We start from the raw sequence: 20,703 nt of genomic DNA on the forward strand, positions 1-20,703 counted from the left end.
CGACGAGTTGCGCGGCGAGCCTTGCAATTGCCGCCGCGGGCAGCCCGCAGATTTGCTCGGCCCATTCCGGCGTCTTGGGGACGCCGTCACCGACGCCGCGCACATAGTCGCAAAGCGTTTCGTGCCCAACCGTGTAAGTGGAGAGGAAATTGCGATCCTCACCGCCGATGCGCAGGATTTCGTAGGCGAGCGCGAGCATCAATGCCACGTCGGTATTGGGCCGGATCGGAAGCCATTCGGCGCGCAAAAAGTCGGGGCAATCGCCGCGCGTGGGAGACACGTTGACGACAGGGATGCCTTTCTCGGCAAGGCGTCGCAGCCAGAGCTCCTGCGTGTGCTGCACGGCTCCGCCGGAGGAGACCTGTCCGTTCTTCAGCGCCAGTCCGCCGAAGGCGAGAAAGATCTCGGTATGTTCGAGGATGCTCGGCCACGCGGTGACGCGTCCCGTGAGAGGGCTGTAGGTGCCGATCACATAAGGCAGCAGAAATTGCGCGGTGCCCCAGCTGTAGTTGCCCTGCTGATCCACCGCACCGCCGCCGGAAAAGTAGAAGCGGCGAATGAGCGAGCGTGCGTGGTGGAATCGCCCAGCGGAAGACCAGCCATAGGAGCCTGCGAACAGCGCCTCGCGTCCGTGCTTCGCCTCTACCCGGCGAATCTCCTCGGTGACGAGTTCAAGAGCCTCGTCCCAGTCCACCTCGACCATCTTCTCGCGGCCGCGGCCATCGCCACCGGCGCGGTGGCGATGCTTGAGCCAACTCTCGCGGATCGCAGGCCGTCGGATGCGCCTGTCCGAATAAACCGAGGGAACGATGTTGCCGAGGATCGGCGATGGATTGGGATCGCTTGCGAAGGGCTCGCAACCAACCAGCCGTCCATCTTCGACGACGGCGGTGAACGCACCCCAGTGGGCAAGATGGGGGAAGCGACGCAGGGCCATGGCGATTTCCTTCAGCCGTCTCTTCGTCGGTCCATCGCGGGCTCAAGTCCGTACGTCGGCCCATGCTTCGGCGACGAAAGCAACGCGATCGCCGAAATGCACCACCGGATCGCGGCGGATCCCGATGATCAGCGCGTCGAATGGAAGCGTCACGCGCTCGCGTATCACGCCGTGCAGGTCCATGACCTCGCCCAGAGCCTGCCCGGCCGGAACGATCTGGGTGGGGACGGCATGCACGCGAAAGATTCCTCCCTCAGAGCACGTCACGTGGCGGCGCTTGGTCACCTGGCGAAGACTGTGCGGGCCAACAGCCGTCTCGGGCAGAAGACCGAGGCCGCGTGCCAACCCGTCGAAGCCGGCGATGCCTTGCGCGACATGCTCCCGCACAAGGCGTCCGCCGCCGCCAAGCTCGATCATGAAGGAGATCTGTCCGCGGTCGAGGCACTGATAGTCGAGGGCGCCGGCGAGGTTGCCCGGAAGCTCTCCGGTGCCGCCTGCGATGCTCATGCGGCACGCGACGGCGGGTGCGAACGGAGCGACAAGGCGCAACAGCTCGGCCTCGGTGACGCGCCCGTTGGGATGTACCTTGTAGACAGCGTAGGGGTCCGCATCGAAAGCCGTGCCCATAGTGTGCAGGTTCACCAGCGCGTCGGCAGCGGCAGAGGCCTCGAAGAAGATCTTCGCCATACGCTCGGAACTCAGTCCTGCGGCCGCACCAGGAAAGGACTGGTCAAGATCAATATCGTCCTGCGGCGCTTTCTTGCGACGTCCGTCGAAGGCTAGCGGGTTTGCGGTCGAGCTCACCACCACGCTGCCCGAGAGTGCGGAGAGGTCGAGTCCGCGAGCAAAGTCGAGGGCGGCAACGATGCCGTTGATCTCATCGCCGTGGACCTGTCCGTTGAGCCACAGGCACTTTCCCGGCTTGGCGCCCTTGGCAATAAGGTAGGGAATCTCGATGGCCACGCCCGATGCCAGCCGGCCGACGAAGATACCTCCCGTGGTGAGGCTCGCAGGCTTCGCGACAGCGAGGATCTCGGCGAAAGAAGTCTCAGTCATCTGGATGTCCTTGTGCGGTCTCTCGATACAAAGAGTCGGATCTGGCGCGGACGACTCATGTTGCTGCGGTTTCCGCCGCACGCATGGCAGCAAGCGCCTTGGTGAGGTCGGCGATGAGGTCGTCGGAATCCTCAAGGCCAATGTGCAGGCGCACGAGAGTGCCCGAGAGCGGGAAGGGCCGGGCGGTGCGCGTGAAGCGCGCCGGCAAGGCGAGACTCTCATATCCGCCCCAGCTCGAGCCGATGCCGAACAGCTCCAGTGTATCAATGAAGGCCGTGAGCGCGGCTTGAGAGCGGGCCGCGAGCTCGACGCCAAAAAGTGCGGACGAGCCGGTAAAGTCGCGCGACCAGAGCGCATGCCCGGGATCGTGGGGCAGGCCGGGATGCAGCACGCGCCGCACGTCCGGCTGAGCCTGCAGCCAGCGCGCCACCGTGAGCGCGCTTTGCATTTGGTGGCGCATTCTTACGCCGAGCGTGCGCATGCCGCGCAGCACCAGATAGCAGTCGTCCGGGCTCGTGGAAAAGCCGAGGTCCGCCACCACGTTGCGCACCGGCCGCCACCACCGTTCGGTTGTGGCGATCGTGCCCATCATCACATCCGAGTGGCCGCAAATATATTTGGTCGCCGCCTGGATTGATATGTCGACGCCGTGGGCGAGGGCATCAAAGAACAGCGGGCTTGCCCAGGTATTGTCCAACAGAACCGGGATCGAGCGCGCATGGGCGGCCTTCGCGATGGCCGGCACGTCCTGCACCTCGAAGGTGAGCGAGCCGGGGCTCTCGCAGAATATTGCCCGCGTATTGTCACCGATGAGGTCGGCGATACCGGAGCCTAGCAGGGGATCGTAGTAGGTCGTCTCGACTCCATTGCGGGCTAGCAATCCGTCGCAGAACGCGCGCGTGGGTCCGTAGACGGTATCTACCATGAGCAGGTGATCACCCGCCTTGACTACCGCGGTGAGGGCGGCTGTGATGGCGGCAAGACCTGACGGTAGCACGATGGCGCGATGGCAGCCTTCAAGCTTGGCGAGCGCGTGCTCGAGTGCGAAAAGTGTGTCGGTGCCGTGAATGCCGTAACGCAAGGCGCCGAACCGGTCGGCGCGGGTGGCGTCGAAGGCAGCAAGATCCTTGAAGAGAATTGTGGAGGCCCGCGAGATTGGCGGGTTGACGGGGCCGGTGGCCGCACGGCCGCCGCGAACGAGAAGCGTGTCTTTCTTCATGGCACGAACCTCAGGGGCGAAGCGGAGCGGTGCGGCGGGTGCGACCGGAGGAATATTGGATATCTTGCAGGATTGCTAATCGATTGGCAGAAATCTTGCTTGACACCGCGGGAGCGCTCCATGGGTCGTTCGTACTGCCTTCTTACTGAAGAACAGAGGGTTTCGTTACATGATTACGCCCCAAGCCGTGGCCTCACAATTTAAATGTCGCGACGAGACTCATAAGCTACCCTAATTTGTTGACCCGGTTCTCTCTGGATCGTCCATGCGCAATCTCGACCTCGATCTGCTGCGTACATTCGTCGCTATCGCGGATGCCGAAAGCTTTGCCGCGGCGGCGCAACGGGTGCATCGAACGCAATCCGCGGTCAGCCAGCAGATGCAGCGTCTGGAGAGCCATGTCGGCAAATTGCTGATGGTAAAGCAGGGGCGCACGAAGCGGCTCACGGATGACGGCATGAAGCTGCTCGATTATGCCCGGCGCATCATTTCGCTCAATGACGAGGCCAACGCGGCGCTCGCCACCAGGCCGGGGCAAACCGAAGTGGTGCGGCTTGGCGCCAGCAATGATATGGCAGAAAACATTCTGCCGATCATGCTCGGGCGGATCGCCAAGAGCCACCCCAATGTCCTGCTTGAAGTCCGTACCGGTCGCAGCCCTTTTCTGATGGAGGAGCTCAAGAAGGGCGAGCTCGATCTCGCGATCACGACGAGGCTTGATCCAAACCTGCCGCGCATCGCGCTGCGCAGCTCCCCTACGGTGTGGTTGTGTGCAGCTGACTACCAGTTCGAGCGCAAGAAGCAATTGCCGCTTATTCTGTCCAATGAACCAAGCCTATTTCGCGCGCTTGCCATCGACGCGCTGGACCGTGCCCATCTCTCCTGGCGCATCGCTTATCTCAGTCTCAATCTCCTCGCCATTCGCGCGGCGGTGAGGGCCGGCCTGGGAATCACGGCCCGCAACATCGAAATGTTGACGCCGGATCTGCGCGTGCTGGGAGAGGCCGACGACCTGCCGCGGTTGCCGGACGTTACCTTCTATCTCTATATGCGCGATGAAAGCGTTGACGAGGCTGCGCAGCAGGTGTTCGAGACATTCCGGGGCATGGCCTTCTGAGCGACGTATCCTCACGCAGCCTGCCGGAACAGCCGTCCCGGCGCGGAAGGTGCAGCGATTTTCATCTGCGACAAGGCAGCCCACAGGCTCGCCTGGTTGGAGGAGACCACCGGCACGCCCAAAGCCGCTTCAAGCTCGTCGATCTCGTTCATCGTGAGCAGGTTGGTGCAGCTGATGAAAAGGGAGTCGCAGCTGCCAATCTCACCATGATGCGCGCGTGCGAGTTCGGCCACCTGCTCGGAGGTCAGGGCCCGGATTTCGGAGGATTGGGCACAGCGGAAGGCGTCCATGCCTGCGACGGTGACGCCAAAATGCGCAAGAAAGGACGCCTCCACCGCATTCACCGCGTCGGCGTAGGGAGTGATCATGAAGACTCGCTTCGCCCGCAACGCGTGCAGTGCCGCGATTACCGCCTGAGAGGTTGTGACGGCAGGAATACCCGTCAGCGCCTCGATGCGGCGGGACAGTGCTTCTGCCTCGTCCGGTCCGTTGAGAAACGAGCCAGAGGTGCAGGCGTAGACGATGACCTCCGGCTGGGCAAACGCGAGGTCGCGCGCCGCCCGCTCGACGGAGGCGTTCATGGCGAGAAGCTCGTCCTTCGCGACCGCCGTGGAAGTGCGCGAGAGACGATTGTGGTTCATGACCACCCCATCGGGCAGGTAACTTGGCCACTCCCGTTCCACCGCCACATTGGCGGGTGGGGCGAGGACGCCGATGCGGCGGATATCATGGTTCACGGAAAAACCTCATGTGCGATGGGGCCGGCAGCAATAGCTCCCGGGCGATCTTTCTCACGCGAAATGACAGGCGACGCTCTGCCCGCTCGGCATCCGACGCAATGCCGGCTCTTCATCCGAGCAGCGCTCCTGCGCGAAACGGCAGCGTAGGCGGAAGCGGCAACCGGAGGGCACCTGCGAGGCGCTTGGCAAATCACCCTTGAGTACTACCGCCGTTCGCTTCTTCTGCGCATCGTAAGACGGCACCGCGTCGATCAGCGCGCGGGTATAGGGATGGCGCGGGTTTGACCACAGCGTCTCATAGCTCCCGCTCTCCACGATGCGACCGAGATACATCACCAGCACTCTGTCGGTGAAATAGCGCACCACCGACATGTCGTGGGAGATGAACAGGTAGGACAGACCGAGGTCGCGCTTGAGGTCGACCAACAGGTTCAGGATCTGCGCCTGGATCGAGACGTCGAGGGCCGAGACTGGCTCGTCGCAGACAATGAGTTCCGGCTCGAGGATCAGGGCGCGCGCGATGCCGATGCGCTGGCGCTGGCCGCCGGAGAATTCGTGCGGATAGCGGGACAGCGCGGTGCGGGGCAGGCCGACCCGGTCGATCGTCTCGTTGATCCGCCTGGTGCGTTCGGTCACGTCTCCGAGTCGGTGCACCTTCAGCGCGGTATCCAGCAGGGTCCGCACCGTCTGGCGAGGGTTGAGGGAGCCGAATGGATCCTGGAAGATCATCTGCATCCGTCGGCGATAGGGAATGAGCGCCTTGCCGGATAGTGGCGCGATGTCGGCACCCGAAAAGCGGATCTGTCCGGCCGAGCTCGGAACAAGGCGAAGGATCGTCTTGCCGAGCGTCGACTTGCCACAGCCGGATTCTCCGACCAGGCCGACCGTCTCGCCCTTTCCTACGGTGAAACTGACGTCATCCACCGCTCTGAGGATGCGCCCGTGCGAATGGTAGCTGGTCTGAAGGTTCTCAACGTCCAACAACTGCACGGAAGGGCTCCTCGGAAGGTTCGACGGCAACACGGCAGGCCACGAGCCGGTCACGGAACGGTACAAGTGCAGGAGGTGCATGATAGCAAGCCTCAGTCGCCTGCGAGCAGCGCGGCGCGAAGGCGCAACCTTGCTCGCCTGCAGCAGAGGCGACGCTTCCAGGAATCTCGCTCAACCTCGCGTTGCTGTAGTGGGTTCCGTCATCGAGCCTCAACGTTGCCCGCATGAGGCCCTGAGAATAGGGATGGACTGGCCGTTCGAACAGGTCGTGCGCCGCGGCCTGCTCCACAATGCGGCCGGCATACATCACAGCTACTCGATCGGCCCATTGCGCCACCACGCCGAGATCGTGGGTAATCAGGAGCAGCGCCATCTGAAGCTGCCTGCGCAAGCTGTCGAGTAGTTCGAGAACTTCCGACTGCAGGGTGACGTCAAGGGCGGTCGTGGGCTCATCGGCGATGACGAGCTGCGGATTGCACGACACTGCCATCGCAATCATCACCCTTTGGCGCATGCCGCCCGACATGTTGTGGGGATAGTCGTCATAGCGCCTGGCGGCGTCGGGAATCCGTACGAGATCCAGCAGCTCCGCTGTGCGGGTCCGCGCCTGTGTCCAGGTGAGCTTCTCGTGCCGTACAAGCCCTTCGGCAATCTGGTCGCCGATGGTCCGCACCGGATTGAGCGAGGTCATGGGCTCCTGAAGAATGAGGCCGATGCGTTTGCCTCGGATGTTCCGGAGCGCGCGGGCATCGGTCCTGAACAGGTCGATGCCGTTGAAGTTGACCTCTCCGGCGACGGCGGTGCCGCGAGGCAGCAGGCGCATCAGCGCGAAGGAGGTGGCCGACTTGCCGCAACCGGATTCACCCACAAGGGCGAGGGTCTCACCGTGGTCGATGTGAAAGGAGATATCGCGTACCGCAAGGTGGCCGGGGAACGCCACCGAGAGGTTGCGCACGTCCAGAAGCGGCCCTTGCGATCGGAGGATCGATCCGGGAGTCCTGGTGGACGGTGGCATGGCGGAATTCGGCGCGGTCATCGTTCTCGCATCCTCGGATTGAAGATCTCGTTGAGGCCGTCGCCGATGAGGTTGAGGGCGAGCACCGTGAGCGCCGTGGCGGTGCCTGGAAGGGCGGTGAGAAACCACGCCGTCCGCAACATCTCTCGCCCGTCTCCGATCATGGAGCCCCACGAGACAACATTCGGGTCACCCATGTTGAGGAACGAAAGCCCGGTCTCGGTGAGGATTGCGCCGGCGACCATCACGGAAGCGGTGACCACGACCGGCGGCAAGGCGTTAGGCAGGATCTCGACGAAGATGATGCGCGTGTCGGAGTAACCGAGGCTGCGTGCCGCCATGACGAAATCCTGCTCGCGCAGGGAACGGAACTGCGCGCGTACCAGGCGCGCGATGGTCGGCCAGGATGCGATCCCAATGGCCAGTGCGATGACCTTGAGCGAGGGTTCTCCGATGGCGACGATGACGACGACCAGGAGAAAGGCTGGTACCGTCTGGAACAACTCGGTGACGCGCACCAGTACGTTGTCCGCTAAGCCGCCGAAATAGCCGCCCACGGCGCCCACCAGCGTGCCGATGAGCAGGCCGATCGAGGCCGCCGAGAAGCCGATGATCAGTGAGACCCGCGCGCCATGTACGAGGCCGGCGGCTATATCTCGACCGAGAGAATCCGTGCCGAGCTGGAACTCCGTCTTCTGGAACGGCCACAAAAGGGGAGGACCCACCAGGTCCTGCGGATCGCCCGGATAAAGCAGGTCGGCCACGCAAGCTAGCGTCATCACGACGCCAAGAATGAGAAGACCGGCGACAAAGGTCGGCTGCCTGAGGAAGGCGGAAAGTCGACCGTTCTTCGCTGCCGGAACGGCAAGAAGGGTGACGGGGAGGCTCGTCATATTGGTCGACATCAAACGGACTCGATGCGCGGGTCAAGCCATGCGTGCAGCAGGTCGATAAGCACGTTGGCAACGATGACTACGAAGGACGACAGAAGGAGAACGCCGAGCAGGACGTTGAAGTCGCGCGCCATCACAGCGTCGAGCGCGAGCCGTCCCATGCCCGGCCAGCCGAACACCGTCTCCACGACGATGGCTCCGCCCAGCAGATTGCCGAGGTGGAGGCCGGCAACCGTGGTGACCGGGATCAGTGCGTTGCGCAGCACGTGACGCATCTGAATGGCGAAGGGGCCGAGGCCCTTGGCCTCAGCGGCGCGTACGAAGTCCTGCCGCTCCACTTCAAGCATGGCGGAGCGGGTCAGCCGCGCGTACACCGCGGTGAAGAAGCAGGCGAGGGAGATGCTGGGAAGCACCAGATGGGTGAGAAGGTCGCCCATTCGGGCAAGACCGGTCAGGTCGGCGCCGACGGTCATCGCGCCTCCGCTCGGCAGCCAGCCGAGTTTCACCGAGAACAGCACGATGATCATCAGGCCCACCCAGAAGCCTGGTGCCGAATAGAGTATCAGCACGAACAGCGACAAAGCCCGATCCGGCCAGCGCCGCGCGAAGGCGGCCATGAACGCGCCAAAGGCGATGCCGACTACAAGCGAGAGTACGAAGGCGCTCAGCATCAGCAGCAGCGTGAAGGGCAGGCGCGACATGATCAGATCGCCCACGGGGGTGTTGTAGCGCGGAGAGAAGCCGAGACTGAGATGGGCGAGGTGATCGAGATAGTTGGCAAGCTGTATCAGCACCGGTTGATCGAGTCCGAACTGCTTTCGGAGGGCTGCCATCGTCTCGGCCGTGGCGGAGCCGGATTCACCGGCGATCACGTCGGCCGCGTCGCCGGGTACAAGTTGCAGCAGAAGGAAGTTCAAGACCACGATGCCGAGCACTACCGGCAACGCCTGGATGGCGGTACGACTCAGGCTCTTGCCTGCACGGGAAAGAAGGCGCATCGAGCGGGCCTCACAGGTTCAATGGACGGTTCCGGCGAGCCGACGCCGGGGGGCGTGACTCATTTGACATAAAGGTGCGCAAGGTTGCCTTCGGCGCCGTCAGCGGTCGTCGCGAGATCGTGGATCTTCGCGTTGTGCAGGGTGAGGAACGTGGGCGAGACCAGGTTGAGGTCGGGAATGTCTTCCGCCACGATGTCCTGGAACTTCTTGAACAATCCGACACGGGTCTTGGGGTCGTTCTCTACCGCGGCCTGCTCCAGCAGCCGGTCCACTTCCGGATTCGAATAGTGGGTTGCATTGGAGAAGGGCACGCCCTTGACGAAACTCTTCGACCAATAGAGTCGCTGCACACCAACGGTGGGATCGAAGAGATTGCTCGCGCCGTTCACTGCGAAGTCGAAATCGCGATCTGTGTAGATGCGCTTTACGAAGGCGGAGATGTCCTGTGCGCGCAGGTCGACTGCAATGCCGATCCTGGCGAGTGAGGCGCGGATATATTCGGCGAGGCGCCGCCCCTCGGTGGTGATAGGATTGAAGTCGAGCGTGAGACGGAACCGCGTCTTGCCATCGGTCGGCTTCAGTCCCGCCTCGTCGAGCAGCTTCGCGGCGGCTTTCAGGTCGTAGGCGTAAGGGCTCGGCGTCGGGTCGTGAAATTCCTTCAGTCCCGGGGCGATGGGCGAGTAGGTGATGGTGGCATATCCATAGTGGATCGTGTTCACGATGACCTTGCGATCGATGGCGTGGGCCACCGCTTCCCGAACCCGCTTGTCCCTGAAGTACTGGTTGTCGAGGTTGAATTCGAGACGCGTCACGTTGTACGAATAGCTTGCGCCTTTGGTCTCGAATTTCAGGTTCGGGAGGCTTTTCAGGCGGTCGAGATCGGATAGCGCCACGGGGGTGCGATAGCCGAAGTCCACGCTGCCGGATTCGAACGCAATCGAGCGGGCGGCCGCATCGGGAATGAACTTGACCACCAGTCGGTCGATCTTCGGATCGGGTTTACCCCAGTAGTCTGGGTTGCGCTCGTAGACGATATAGTTGCCGCGCTGCCATTCCTTGAACTTGAACGGGCCCGTGCCGATCGGCGTGTTGCCGTTGGGGTTGGACGCGGCGTCCGTGCCCTCATAGAGATGCTTCGGGACGATGGGTGTCTCGGTCGAGGCAAACGCTTTGATCAGATAGGGCGCAGGTTGCGACAGCTTGATCACCAGGGTCTGTGGATCAGGGACTTCCACTGATGTCACATTGGCAAAGGTGGAGCGCCCGCGTGGATGCACCTTCTTCAGGAGGTTGATCGAGAAGGCGGCATCTGCGGCGGTGAAAGGCTTGCCGTCGTGCCAGCGCACGCCTTCCCGCAGCTTGAAGCTGTATTCTTTGCCGTCCGGGCTGATGTTCCACGAGGTGGCGAGGAGCGGCTCCGGGCTGAGATCTTCGTTGTATTCAAGCAGGCCTTCGGTGACCTTGCCGCTCACGGCGAGGGCGGTCGTGGCGACGTTCGTGAGGGAGACGAGGGTCGGCGGTTCGGTGGCGAGCACCATGGTGGCCGTCTCGGCGTGGGCGGGCGTAAGCCATGCGCCAGCGCAGAGCACGGTCGATGCCAGCACGCTTTTGATCCATCGGGTGGTCCTCCTGCTCTCCGGCAAGCTGCCTCGTGCGGGTCCGCAGCCGTTTTGGCGTTGCCCGATACGTTCAATCGTCATCGTTCCCCTCAGTTATCTCGACAGCTTTGTCTCGATTTTAGCGGACTGCGTCTTGCGCGCGGTCCAGCTGGTTGGCCCCGTTCGCGCCCCGACGCGCGCCGGGAGGTTGCTACAGAATTGCTTATGGATGGCCGTGATGATGCGCCGATCCTCATCTGCCTCTGTCCGCCCAACGCTCGACATTGAAACGCTCGGAAAACCTGCGTGCCTTCTAATTGAGCCTGTCCACGAAGCGGGCACAATTTAAAAGTTCGATGCCAACCGGTAAGGAAATCTAATCGATTGCATGAGGTCCGCTTGAACGTACTGCTGTAGCTTTGATATTTCGTGTGTTTCTCTGGCGCAAGAAAATGCGGCCAGAATACATTAGGAATTCTGATGTTGGGGCATGGCAGAATTAAATTGTTGGACGGTTCCCCGTGGCGTAGTCCTGCAGACAGATACCGCTCTCGCTGTCATTTGCCGTCGAGGAGACCCCATGGGTGTGAATGAGACCCGTCGCGACACGGTTCGTTCGACGATCGAACGCATTAGAATTGCTACTGCAAGGGCTCCCTTGGAGCGCGCTGTGCTCAACGAGGTCCTCATCGAACTCCGCGGGCTTGCAGCTCGCGCCGAACTCTGGTCGCCAGACGCATATCCGCTGCCCGACGTCGAGACACGCCAGGCGCGCTACCTGATCCAGGAAGATCCCGATCGCAGTTTCGCCCTCTATCTGAACGTGATGTTGCCCGGACGGCGCATTCCGCCACACAACCACACGACCTGGGCCTGCGTCGCAGGGATCGAAGGAGAGGAGCACAATTTCGTGTACCGTCGCCTCGACGATGGGACGAAGCCCGGACACGCGGAGCTCGAATTGTCCGATCTCGTTGTCGTGGGACCGGGCACGGGGATAGCGTTGATGCCTGACGACATCCATTCGGTGGAGATCCGTGGCGACAAGCCCATTCGTCATCTGCACATGTATGGTCGAGCGCTTGAGACGCTGACTGAACGCTCCACCTTTGATCTTGAGGCCAAGACGGCGAAGCCCATGGCGATCGGCGTTCAGACCCGACGCTGACACTGGAATCTCGAACAGATGAACGAAGCATCGACTGCCGCCGCTGCGGCGCCGGCGCGTATTGGCGCGCGCGAACTCAAGCGCTGGCTCCATGATGGCGCCGAGATCGCCCTGCTCGATGTGCGCGAGCATGGCCAGTATGGTGAAGCACATATCTTTCTTTGTGTGTCCCTACCGTACAGTCGGCTTGAAAGCGACATCCAGCGCCTGGTGCCGCGGATCGGCACTCGCATCGTCATCTATGACGACGGAGCGGAGGGCGTCGCACCCGGGCTGGCCGAGCGAGCTGCCGTCCGCCTGACCGCCCTCGGCTACGAGCACGTGTTCATTCTCGAGGGCGGCGCGCCTGCATGGCGCGAGGCCGGGTTTCAGTTGTTCGCCGGCGTGAACGTGCGCAGCAAGACCTTCGGCGAACAGGCCGAGCTGTCATTTCATACACCGCGCATCAGCGCGCGCGAGCTGTCCGATCGGCTCGTGCGTGGCGATGACTTGGTGGTGCTCGACGGTCGCCCGGTCGACGAATACCGCAAGATGAGCATCCCGACGGCGGTGTGCTGCCCCAATGGCGAGCTGGCGCTGCGAGCCGATCTGCTTGCGCCAAATCCCTCGACCACCATTGTCGTCAACTGTGCCGGACGCACGCGCAGCATCATCGGCGCGCAGACCCTGATCGATCTGGGTCTCCCAAATCCGGTGTTCGCACTCGAGAACGGCACCCAGGGCTGGTTCCTGGAAGATCTGCCGCTGGATCATGGTGCCGACCGGTTCTATCCGGCGCCGCCTGCCGACGAACGGCTGCCGGAGCTGCGCCGACGCGCTCTCGACTTTGCCGCGCGATGGCAGGTGCCGTTTGTGCATGCCGACACGGTGGACACCTGGCTGACGGATTCAGGGCGCACGACCTATCTTTGCGACGTGCGCACGCCGGAAGAGTTCGCCGCCGGCAGTCTGCCACGGGCCCAAAGCACTCCGGGCGGCCAGCTCATCCAGGCGACCGATCAATTCATCGGGACATGTGGTGCCCGCTTGGTGGTGTTCGACAGTGAAGGCGTGCGTGCGCCGGTGATCGCGGCCCGCTTGCGACAGATGGGCTGGGATGCGCAGGTACTCGTCGAAGGCGCGGCAGCGCACCTGTCTCCTCTTCACGAAAGGCCGCTGCCGTTGCCGCTGCCGCTGCTCCGCACGGTTTCAGCCGACGCGCTCGCCGGCATGGACGGGATTCTGTTGCTCGATCTGCGTTCGAGCTCGGCCTATCGGAAGGGGCACCTGAAGGGGGCTGTATGGACGATCCGCCCACTGCTTGCGAGCCTGGCGCTGCCATCCGGCATGCGCGTGGTGCTCATAGCCGATACGGCCGAGACGGCGCGGCTTGCGGCCCTGGATCTTGCCGAGCGCGGCGTGCACGATCCGCTCCTGCATGTCGCTGATTCGAAAGCGTGGGCAGCCGCCGGTCTTGCAGTGGAAGCAACGCCGGTTCTCCCGGCCGATTCGAACTGCATCGATTTCCTGTTCTTCGTGCATGATCGGCATCAGGGCAACAAGGAGGCAGCGCGCCGGTATCTGGCTTGGGAGACAAACCTCCTGTCTCAGATCGATTCAGAGGAACGCGAGGCTTTTCGCATATGAAATCCTGGCTCGGTGTTTACGGGCTCCCTGAGCACGAAAGAAAGACAGCGGGCCGCCGGTTCAAACGTTTGGCTTGTCGCCAGTTGCCTCGTACGCGGCACGGAGGCGGTGATGCGGCCTCTTCGTCCAGCAACGCGGCTTCTGCGCGCCGGACGTTCTGACCGCGGCTGGGTCAACACGCCGGTTACCCGGGGCGGCACCTTTGTTTTTGATTATGTTGAAAATTGGCGTGACACGCGAGCGCGGCGTGAGCATGAGCGTCCTGTGTCCTACGGAGCGCAGGGGACAGACAGCACGCACGCGCTCGAGGATGCGTCGGTGGAGCTCGAGGGGGGTATCGTGCCGCCCTTTATCCTACCGGACAGGCTGCGATCGCAACAGTGATGCTCGCAACGGCTGAAGGCTGACGATCATGTACTGATCACCGACGCAGGCCATCGTTGCGGCGATCGAAACGGTGCTTGATGAGCCTAAGCTGCATACGCGCGACCTTAAGGGACCGGCGAGCACGGCCGCGTGTGGCAAGGCCTTCCGACGCGCTTGGTTGACGGGCGCACATCGCGGAGCCGCGAGCAATCGATCACCACACTTGCCGAGAGCGCGGCCATCCGCGCCGTTCTTGATGCGCACGCGGCTGATAGTCGCACCGAGGCCGAACGCAATGCTGATCGGACATCACGGCCCGCGGCGCGGGCATTCGAGGAGCTGTTAGACGATCCTCAGACGCCTCGCTCGGAAAAATAGATTAATGACCCGGCCTGCACTTGCCAGTGTCCACGAAAGCGGCCGCCGCGCTCAGCCGGGGCAATTCTACGAGGTCGACAACTTGAAACTACCATCGGAATGTCTCACTGGCCTCATCGCGGGCCCACAGTACGACCGCGGAGCTGGAAGGGCGCTCCCTTTCGAATTTTCCACGACCTAGCTCGCTTTCAAACGACCTGCGGTTTGCGGCCGTTCAACACCGCTCTTCAAGCGTGTAAAGCGACTCTCGCCCAGACTCGCGAACTGCTTTATGCGAAAGATTGGATGACGTATCGTAGGTTTGGCTGGTGTGGGGAAAGGCGGTAGCGCTCCCCCGCTACCATCGGTCTCGTCACCCTAGAACAGTTCGGGGACACCTCGATCCCGCAAAGCTCTGCAAGCTTCCCCCTGACTTCGACTTCGAAGGATACGGTGTTCGGCGGTGCTGTCACCATGACGGCCGAAAAGAGTGTGCGGATTGCATCGATCACGCGGGGACGATGGTCTGCCAATGCCTTGCAATGCCTTGTCCCTTTCCAAAGCCTCCGCCAAATCGACCACGGCACGCTTGTATAGGCCTCAGCGCGGTGGGATGCAGGGCAATCACATCCGGCTCTTTGGCCATCTGTCGAAGCCCCTTGGCGATTTGATAGCGCTCGTCCTTCAGTTCGTTCATTCGGGGTGCGATGATATCGAGGGGCACAGTCCTGTGTGTACCGAAAACCGGCTAGACCCGAACGTAGTGATGATGAAGCCCGCCAAGGATGGCGTGGGATTGAATGCCTCCTATCCGTTGAACCGGACGAGAGACCGGCGCATCCTTATCCAACGACCGATGCGTTTTAATGTCATTGTAGTAGCGGGCATAGGATCGCAGCATCCGGCGGAGATGGGCCTCGCTGAAAACGACGATATGATCCAAACACTCACGCCGGATCGATCCGATCAGCCGTTCGGCACGGCCATTCTGCCACGGCGAGGCTGGGGCGGTCGGCTTGTCCCGGATGCCCATGGCGCGCAATCGGCGCGTGACAACGCTGCCATGGATTCGGTCGCGATCGCGGATGAGGTAGTGCGGAGCCTCGTCCCAAGGAAATGCCTCGGTTATTTGACGGGCCACCCATTCCGCCGTCGGATTTGCGGTGACGTTGATCCAGACGAGGTCTCTGCGGTCCAGCCGGACGACGACGAAGGCCCAGAGCAGGTCGAACCCGATCGTTGGAACAACGACCAAATCCATGGCGGCAATGTCCGGCGCGTGGTTGCGCAAGAAGGTTTGCCATCCCTGGCTGGGCGGTCAACGTCGTTTCACCATGTACTTGGCGACGCTCGACTGCGCGATCTCAAACCCGAGCTTGAGCAGTTCGCCATGAACGCGTGGCGCGCCCCAAAGCGGACTGTCGACGCTGATCCGCCGGATCAACACGCGCAGCCCGGTGTCGATCGGCGGTCGGCCTCCTGGAGATCGCGACTTCCAACGCCAGTAGCAGCGAAAGCCGGCCCGATGCCACCGCACGAGCGCCTCGGGCCGGATGACGGTGAGGACCGACAGGATTGACGGAAACCAGCGATACAGTCGGACCAGGAACCAGCGATCCTGGTTCGTGAGCCGGACGCGACCATGCAGCCTCCGTCGCAAGACCATCAACTGATGTGAAGCGCCGCGTTCTCAGCTTCAAGCCGCAGCCTCGACTTGAACGGCGAGGTCGGGACGGCCAGCACGAAACAGAGAAGCCCGATCATTCCATTAGCTTAGGCGATTCCTTCACATCATCAACTCGGACAAGGTTTTCGGTACACACAGGTTTCCCCGGAGATCATCGTTTTCAAAACGGCGGTGGGCCGGGCTTGCCGAGGGGCACCCGCGGTCCGCTCAGCATTCTCATGGTCGTCATCAGAATGACAGCCAGAATCGGTGCCAGTAATAGTCCGCCGGAAAACAACGCAGTGTTCAATGCCGTTGTTAAGAGCGTGAACAGGCCCAGGAATGTCGCGCTCAAGACAGCGATCGCAACCACCGATTTGCCTCGTGCCAGGAATGTCAGATCAATGCCACGGCAGATCGCGCCAGCAATGATGCTGTACACAAAAACGCCGACGTAGGAGAAATCCGTCCAGGCATCCGCGATAAACAGAGTAGGGCTGGTGATGACGTGGGTATTATGCCAGATATAGCCCACTAAACCGTAGCTCGGAACATAGGGAACGCCCGTCAGAATTGCGATAGGGCGAATGTTGGCGCCCCACATGAACGGGTGCAGCGCCGGGAAAACGGCGAAATTCTCGACGAGCGTCTCGTTCTCCATTTCGAAGACGCGCGAATAGACCGTTTCGATGAACGAGGCTCCCTCCGGAAGAATGACAATCAGCCGCGTAGCGGTATAGATCAGGAGCGAGACCACCAAAGCGCCCGCGACCGTTGCCCGCCATGAGATCCTGTTGGTGAAGGTGAGCATGCCAGCCAGTGCGATTTGGATCAGAAAGAATGCTGGCGGCGCCTTGCTCAACAGCTCGATCTTTCCGATTATGGCAACCAGAAAGAGCAGCACCGCCGCCAAAACTAACGGCCAGCGTCTGCGCAAAGTCCCAGCGAGAAATCCCCAGATCACCAGCATGGGCGCAACGGCACTGAGCAGCACGCGGTAAACATAGCTAGGGCTGTCGGCGAAATGGGCGCGATAGGCGTCCCGCGCGTCATTGTCGCCCTTGATCGAATAAAAGTGCTGGATCGTGCCGAGGTGGTTTTCGCGGACCGAGACAAAGAGCATGAACAGAAACAGGACGGATATGGCAATCAGCAAAATGAGATGACCATGCTGCTCGTCGCGAACGGGCTCGCCGCTCCACTTTGCGACCGCGGCGTCGGTTAAGGTTGCGCGCGCAAAAAAAAGGCGACCTACGAGCTCGATGCCGACGATAACGCCGACATACATCAAGGCGAGCGAGAAGTTCAAGGATATGATAACGGGATCGATATCCCCGATCTTTTCCTTGATCAGCGGGAACATCGATGAGAAGACCCTGATGTTCCCCAAGAGTGGCCGGATCAGAAAGCCAAATTGTCCTGAGGATAGGGTAAAGCTCAAAGCTGCCGGCCCATAAATGAGTAGCAGCGAGCCGACCAGCATCGTCGTCGTCGTGACGAACAGCCGCAGTCGCAGGATGAGGTAGAGCGCTGCAGCGATCATGGCAGCGGCAGCGATGACATAGCTAGTGAACAGCATTATTACTCTAACGGAACTGGTAAGGTCACAACAGCATACAGATCGGCGAACTCCAATTCATCCCTTCTGGAGCTGCTTGTTTCGTTATGATTAGTTTAGGCTCACGTTGAACACCCCCTCCGACGCAACGAAGGAATCACGACTCGCGATTCGAGGGAAATCCAAAATGGAATTGCAAAATACCCGAGCATCGAGCGGCAAAAGGTTGCAATCTCAAACGTCGCCTTAATCGGAAAATCGACTCCCGCTCAATGGCTGAGAGATTTTTCACGGCCGACCAATCACTTCGACGCCCTGCACCTGCTTCGTATCTACGCTTCCGATGCGAAACCCCGCCGGAAGAGGCGAGGGACGTTCCGGAGCGGGCGGTTGCCGTCAATCCGCCCTCGTCCGATGTCTACTTTGATCTCGGTACCGCGCTTTTGAGCTGAGGCGCTATGACGACGCGCGACGATGGCGGTTCAACCTGATTCCTTCGTGTCGTCGCGAGCAGGCAAAAGCACTCGCGGTCGGCTACTGTTTTATTCAGTTGTGATGCCCGACCGTGTGCTGGGCATCACACGTGAGTGTGGCCGAGACCGGCCAACTGCGCCTGCTCAGCCAGCACCGTCTCGTAGAGATCGAAATAGGCCTTCGCCATCGCCTCCGCGGTGAACAGCGCCAAGTAGCGGGCACGGGCGCGCGCGCCCATGGCGGCGGCCATCGCCGGGTTCTCCCAAAGCCGGCACATCGCCGCGCCCAGTGCCGCGGTGTCGCCGCCCGGCACGATGAAGCCCGTCTCGCCCTCAAGATTGACATGGCTCGTGCCGGTGCCGATCTCGCAGGAGATCATCGGCTTGCCCGCGCGCGCCGCTTCCAAGAGCGCCACGCCGAAGCCTTCCGAGCGCAGGTGCGAGGGAAACACGAAACCGTCGGCGAGCGAGAGCACCGCGTCCTTGTCACGTTCGTCAAGCTCACCGAGAAGCGTCAAGCTGGCCGGGCGGTTCCTCTCCAGCTTGGTTGCCATTTCGCCCGAGCCCACGACCACCACCGGGAGCCCGGTTGCCCGTGTCGCTTCGACCAGCACGGTGAGCCCTTTGTAGTAGCGGAGCGCCCCGACGAAGAGCAGGAAGCGTGCCCCGAGCCGCTCGCGCCAGGAGGCAGCGCGCGCCGGTTCCACTCGTTCCATCTCGGCGATGCCGATGGGGATGACCCCGAGCCGGTCGGCATAGTGAGGCAACACCGGGCTTGTTTGCGCATAGGCCGGCGAGGTGGCGACGATGCGATCCATGGCCGCGAGAAAACGGTGCATCAGCGGCGCATAGAACCGGCCGAGTAGGCGCTGGCGCACCACGTCGGAGTGATAGGTGACGATGCTAGGCCGGCCGGCATTGCCGTAGAAGTGCAGCAGGTCCATCAGCGGCCAGGGAAAATGGTAGTGGACGAGGTCCGCCTCGCGAGCGAGTTCGCGAAAGCGGCTGAAGGCTCTGAAGGAGAGGCTGGTCGAGGCGAGGTGAATGTCTTCGCGGGCGCGGTGCGAGAGGTGGGTGCCTACCTGCACGCTAGCTGGACCTCCGTTGGGACTCAGCGAGAAGACCTGTGAGGCGGCGCCGAAGAGCTTCGTGCCCTCGCAGATCTCGTAGATCACCCGCGCCACGCCGTCGAAATTGTCCGGCAGGTACGTCTTGTAAACATGGAGTATGTTCACGGCGTGGCCGCCTTCTCCGCGCTGGCGGCGCGGGATGCCGGATTGCCCGCTTGCGTGCGCAATGATGGCCGAGGTCGTGGCAACGCCGCCTTTTCTCTCACGCGGCACCCTCGCGTACGCCTGCGCCCGCAACGCCGACCTCGATCCCCCCGGCGGACGCGATGGCCGCGCGCATGCCATTGATGAAGCGTGCGCGGGTGAACTGCGCCGCGCGCGCTTCGCAGGCCCGCCGCATCGAAAGCGCCCGCGGCGCCGTCAGCCAGTCCACTGCCGCCGCGATGTCCTCCGCCGTGAAGCCTGCCGGCAGCAGCAGCCCAGTCTCCCCATCGAGCACAGTCTCCAGCAGGCCGCCCTCGGCGACACCGATCACTGGCTTGCCTGCAGCCATGGATTCCACGGGTGACATGCCGAAATCTTCGTCCTTGGGCACGTAGATCGTAGCGACGGCACCCGCCACTAGCGAGCGCAATTCGCGTTCGCCGGTCCAGCCGACGAAGCGGATGTTTGGCGCTTCGGCCGCTCGACGCCGCAACGCCTCGGCGTCGTCGCCGCCCGAGGCGACGACCAGCTGCTTGCCGGGCAGCGCGCGGAAGGCATCAATGATCCTGTCGACGCGCTTCAGCGCCACCAGCCGCGCGGTCGAGAGATAGTAGCCCTGCGGCTCAGCGAAGGCGAAGCCCTCGGTGTCGCAGGGCGGATAGACCACGATGCTGTCTCGGCCGAGAAAGCGCTGAATCCGGCCGCGGACGTTTTCGGAATTGGCGACGATCAGGTGCATGCGGCCGACCGCGCGCTCATAGGCGCGCTGGAAGGCAGCGCCTATGCTCGCAAGGCCGAGCTTCTTCACCGGCGAGATTCCGTCGGCGAACGACTCGCGTTGATCGTAGAGGAAGCGGGGGTGTGTGGCAGTAATAGATGTTCCTGCCCGGGCGGTCCGCTGCCGGGGCGGCGAAGGGGGCGCAAACCCCCGAGAAGATACGAGTGTCGATGCTTTCTGCGCGCGCGCGCTGGCGCGCGAAGGCGAAGGCCAGCGCTGGCGCGTGCAGGCCGTAGCGGCGCAGGAGCGGCGAAAGGTTCAAATCGAGGCTCTCGGCGAGGAACAGCGTCCGCTCATAGCTTTCCGGCGTGGTGTAGCCATAGGTGATAGAGGCACCAAGCGCCTGCGCCAGCTCGAGCACCAGCCGCTCGCCGCCGCCGCGGATTGCGAAATAGTCGTGGAAGACGGCAGCAGACGTAAAGCTGCGTTGATTGATCATTTCGCGAACCGTACGGGCGAGGCTGCTGCATTTGTCCTGTGGCGATCCGGTTTTTTAAGTTGCGCCGGGCCGTCTTGCAATGCGCGGCATTTCCTTCGATTCACAGTCCCTTCCAGCCAAGCATGAGCGGTAATCGGGTGGTGTTCTCCGATCCATCTTCGACGCCGATCTCGATGAATCTGTTTGACGTAGTGCCGATCCTCGAAAAGATTTCGGCGATTGTTGCGTCCTCGCAGGACTGCGAAAATATGTGCGCGTTGTACTTGGCCACGAACCGGGGGCCGTATTTGCGAAGCTGGCGCTCCAGCAGGTGGTCCTCGAAATCGATCGCCTCGAATTCCTTCGAGAGCCAAGTGTGGACCCGAATACTCTCGAGATGCTGCGCGTTCCAGTCGCTGGGGACCAGTTCGCTCGCGAGCTTGCGGACTTCTTCGC

Annotated in this window: 19 protein-coding genes; 3 read left to right on the top strand and 16 right to left on the bottom strand. The window is 62.2% G+C overall.

The genetic code is table 11. The features are described 5' to 3' along the window. The 3 genes from CWO89_RS08220 to metC all read right to left on the bottom strand — a co-directional run. The coding region (locus tag CWO89_RS08220; protein WP_165421058.1) for a molybdopterin-dependent oxidoreductase at window positions 1-937 on the bottom strand (937 nt) is incomplete at its 3' end. Between the two features lie 42 nt (window positions 938-979). Further along, window positions 980-1,993, bottom strand: a complete 1,014-nt coding sequence (locus CWO89_RS08225) for a M14 family metallopeptidase (RefSeq protein WP_130578130.1) — start codon at window positions 1,991-1,993, stop codon at window positions 980-982. Window positions 1,994-2,048: 55 nt separating this feature from the next. Next, a complete protein-coding gene (gene metC / locus CWO89_RS08230) occupies window positions 2,049-3,212 on the bottom strand; it encodes a cystathionine beta-lyase (protein ID WP_130578131.1) in 1,164 nt (387 codons plus the stop codon). Between the two features lie 265 nt (window positions 3,213-3,477). Between metC and CWO89_RS08235 the strand changes: the two genes are divergently transcribed. After that, entirely contained in the window at window positions 3,478-4,329 is an 852-nt protein-coding gene (locus tag CWO89_RS08235; RefSeq protein WP_130578132.1) for a LysR substrate-binding domain-containing protein, read from the top strand. Between the two features lie 11 nt (window positions 4,330-4,340). Here CWO89_RS08235 and CWO89_RS08240 read toward each other — a convergent pair whose 3' ends face one another. The 6 genes from CWO89_RS08240 to CWO89_RS08265 are packed head-to-tail and all read right to left on the bottom strand — an operon-like array spanning window position 4,341 to window position 10,569. Further along, the gene (locus tag CWO89_RS08240) at window positions 4,341-5,066 is read right to left on the bottom strand and encodes a maleate cis-trans isomerase family protein (protein WP_130578133.1); all 726 of its coding nucleotides are present in this window, start codon (window positions 5,064-5,066) and stop codon (window positions 4,341-4,343) included. A gap of 54 nt (window positions 5,067-5,120) precedes the next feature. Continuing rightward, window positions 5,121-6,059 carry an ABC transporter ATP-binding protein gene (locus CWO89_RS08245; RefSeq protein WP_130578134.1) on the bottom strand — a complete coding sequence of 313 codons (939 nt, stop codon included), beginning with the start codon at window positions 6,057-6,059 and terminating at the stop codon, window positions 5,121-5,123. Then, the gene (locus CWO89_RS08250; protein WP_130578161.1) at window positions 6,040-7,074 is read right to left on the bottom strand and encodes an ABC transporter ATP-binding protein; all 1,035 of its coding nucleotides are present in this window, start codon (window positions 7,072-7,074) and stop codon (window positions 6,040-6,042) included. The genes CWO89_RS08245 and CWO89_RS08250 overlap by 20 nt, the downstream gene beginning before the upstream one ends. Before the next feature lie 17 nt (window positions 7,075-7,091). After that, the gene (locus CWO89_RS08255; protein WP_207234427.1) at window positions 7,092-7,979 is read right to left on the bottom strand and encodes an ABC transporter permease; all 888 of its coding nucleotides are present in this window, start codon (window positions 7,977-7,979) and stop codon (window positions 7,092-7,094) included. Continuing rightward, window positions 7,979-8,965, bottom strand: a complete 987-nt coding sequence (locus CWO89_RS08260; protein WP_130578135.1) for an ABC transporter permease — start codon at window positions 8,963-8,965, stop codon at window positions 7,979-7,981. Before CWO89_RS08260 ends, CWO89_RS08255 begins: the two co-directional genes overlap by 1 nt. A gap of 59 nt (window positions 8,966-9,024) precedes the next feature. Then, window positions 9,025-10,569, bottom strand: coding sequence for an ABC transporter substrate-binding protein (locus CWO89_RS08265; RefSeq protein WP_207234428.1), 1,545 nt, complete (start codon window positions 10,567-10,569; stop codon window positions 9,025-9,027). A 664-nt stretch (window positions 10,570-11,233) separates the two neighbouring features. On the opposite strand from CWO89_RS08265, the gene CWO89_RS08270 reads away from it, so the two are divergent. Next, window positions 11,234-11,731: a cysteine dioxygenase family protein gene (locus tag CWO89_RS08270; RefSeq protein WP_283813518.1), complete on the top strand. Its 498-nt coding sequence runs from the start codon at window positions 11,234-11,236 to the stop codon at window positions 11,729-11,731. 18 nt (window positions 11,732-11,749) lie between these two features. Further along, complete coding sequence (locus CWO89_RS08275) at window positions 11,750-13,357, top strand: rhodanese-like domain-containing protein (protein WP_130578138.1); 1,608 nt, start codon at window positions 11,750-11,752, stop codon at window positions 13,355-13,357. Window positions 13,358-14,588: 1,231 nt separating this feature from the next. Here the strand turns inward: CWO89_RS08275 and CWO89_RS08285 are convergent. The 7 genes from CWO89_RS08285 to CWO89_RS08310 all read right to left on the bottom strand — a co-directional run bounded on the left by CWO89_RS08285 (window position 14,589) and on the right by CWO89_RS08310 (window position 20,268). Then, window positions 14,589-14,777, bottom strand: coding sequence for a hypothetical protein (locus CWO89_RS08285; RefSeq protein ID WP_130578139.1), 189 nt, complete (start codon window positions 14,775-14,777; stop codon window positions 14,589-14,591). Between the two features lie 51 nt (window positions 14,778-14,828). Further along, a complete protein-coding gene (locus CWO89_RS08290; protein ID WP_207234429.1) occupies window positions 14,829-15,371 on the bottom strand; it encodes an integrase core domain-containing protein in 543 nt (180 codons plus the stop codon). A 27-nt stretch (window positions 15,372-15,398) separates the two neighbouring features. Then, complete coding sequence (locus CWO89_RS46865; protein ID WP_207234430.1) at window positions 15,399-15,740, bottom strand: hypothetical protein; 342 nt, start codon at window positions 15,738-15,740, stop codon at window positions 15,399-15,401. Window positions 15,741-15,927: 187 nt separating this feature from the next. Next, on the bottom strand, window positions 15,928-17,325 hold the full coding sequence (locus tag CWO89_RS08295) for a hypothetical protein (RefSeq protein WP_130578140.1): 1,398 nt from the start codon (window positions 17,323-17,325) through the stop codon (window positions 15,928-15,930). Between the two features lie 556 nt (window positions 17,326-17,881). Then, window positions 17,882-19,012, bottom strand: coding sequence for a glycosyltransferase (locus tag CWO89_RS08300; protein WP_130578141.1), 1,131 nt, complete (start codon window positions 19,010-19,012; stop codon window positions 17,882-17,884). A 97-nt stretch (window positions 19,013-19,109) separates the two neighbouring features. Continuing rightward, window positions 19,110-19,859, bottom strand: a complete 750-nt coding sequence (locus tag CWO89_RS08305) for a glycosyltransferase (RefSeq protein WP_130578142.1) — start codon at window positions 19,857-19,859, stop codon at window positions 19,110-19,112. Continuing rightward, complete coding sequence (locus CWO89_RS08310) at window positions 19,807-20,268, bottom strand: hypothetical protein (protein ID WP_130578143.1); 462 nt, start codon at window positions 20,266-20,268, stop codon at window positions 19,807-19,809. The genes CWO89_RS08305 and CWO89_RS08310 overlap by 53 nt, the downstream gene beginning before the upstream one ends. Between the last annotated feature and the right edge of the window lie 435 nt (window positions 20,269-20,703).

The organism is Bradyrhizobium sp. Leo170, from assembly GCF_004296405.1.
GTDB lineage: Bacteria > Pseudomonadota > Alphaproteobacteria > Rhizobiales > Xanthobacteraceae > Bradyrhizobium.

Bases quoted from the DNA above. Each gene is read 5' to 3' on its own strand.
- CWO89_RS08285 (WP_130578139.1), bottom strand. From the start codon at position 14,777: ATGAACGAACTGAAGGACGAGCGCTATCAAATCGCCAAGGGGCTTCGA.
- CWO89_RS08225 (WP_130578130.1), bottom strand. From the start codon at position 1,993: ATGACTGAGACTTCTTTCGCCGAGATCCTCGCTGTCGCGAAGCCTGCG.
- CWO89_RS08250 (WP_130578161.1), bottom strand. From the start codon at position 7,074: ATGCCACCGTCCACCAGGACTCCCGGATCGATCCTCCGATCGCAAGGG.
- CWO89_RS08295 (WP_130578140.1), bottom strand. From the start codon at position 17,325: ATGCTGTTCACTAGCTATGTCATCGCTGCCGCTGCCATGATCGCTGCA.
- CWO89_RS08275 (WP_130578138.1), top strand. From the start codon at position 11,750: ATGAACGAAGCATCGACTGCCGCCGCTGCGGCGCCGGCGCGTATTGGC.
- CWO89_RS08310 (WP_130578143.1), bottom strand. From the start codon at position 20,268: ATGATCAATCAACGCAGCTTTACGTCTGCTGCCGTCTTCCACGACTAT.
- CWO89_RS08260 (WP_130578135.1), bottom strand. From the start codon at position 8,965: ATGCGCCTTCTTTCCCGTGCAGGCAAGAGCCTGAGTCGTACCGCCATC.
- CWO89_RS08255 (WP_207234427.1), bottom strand. From the start codon at position 7,979: ATGTCGACCAATATGACGAGCCTCCCCGTCACCCTTCTTGCCGTTCCG.
- CWO89_RS08235 (WP_130578132.1), top strand. From the start codon at position 3,478: ATGCGCAATCTCGACCTCGATCTGCTGCGTACATTCGTCGCTATCGCG.
- metC (WP_130578131.1), bottom strand. From the start codon at position 3,212: ATGAAGAAAGACACGCTTCTCGTTCGCGGCGGCCGTGCGGCCACCGGC.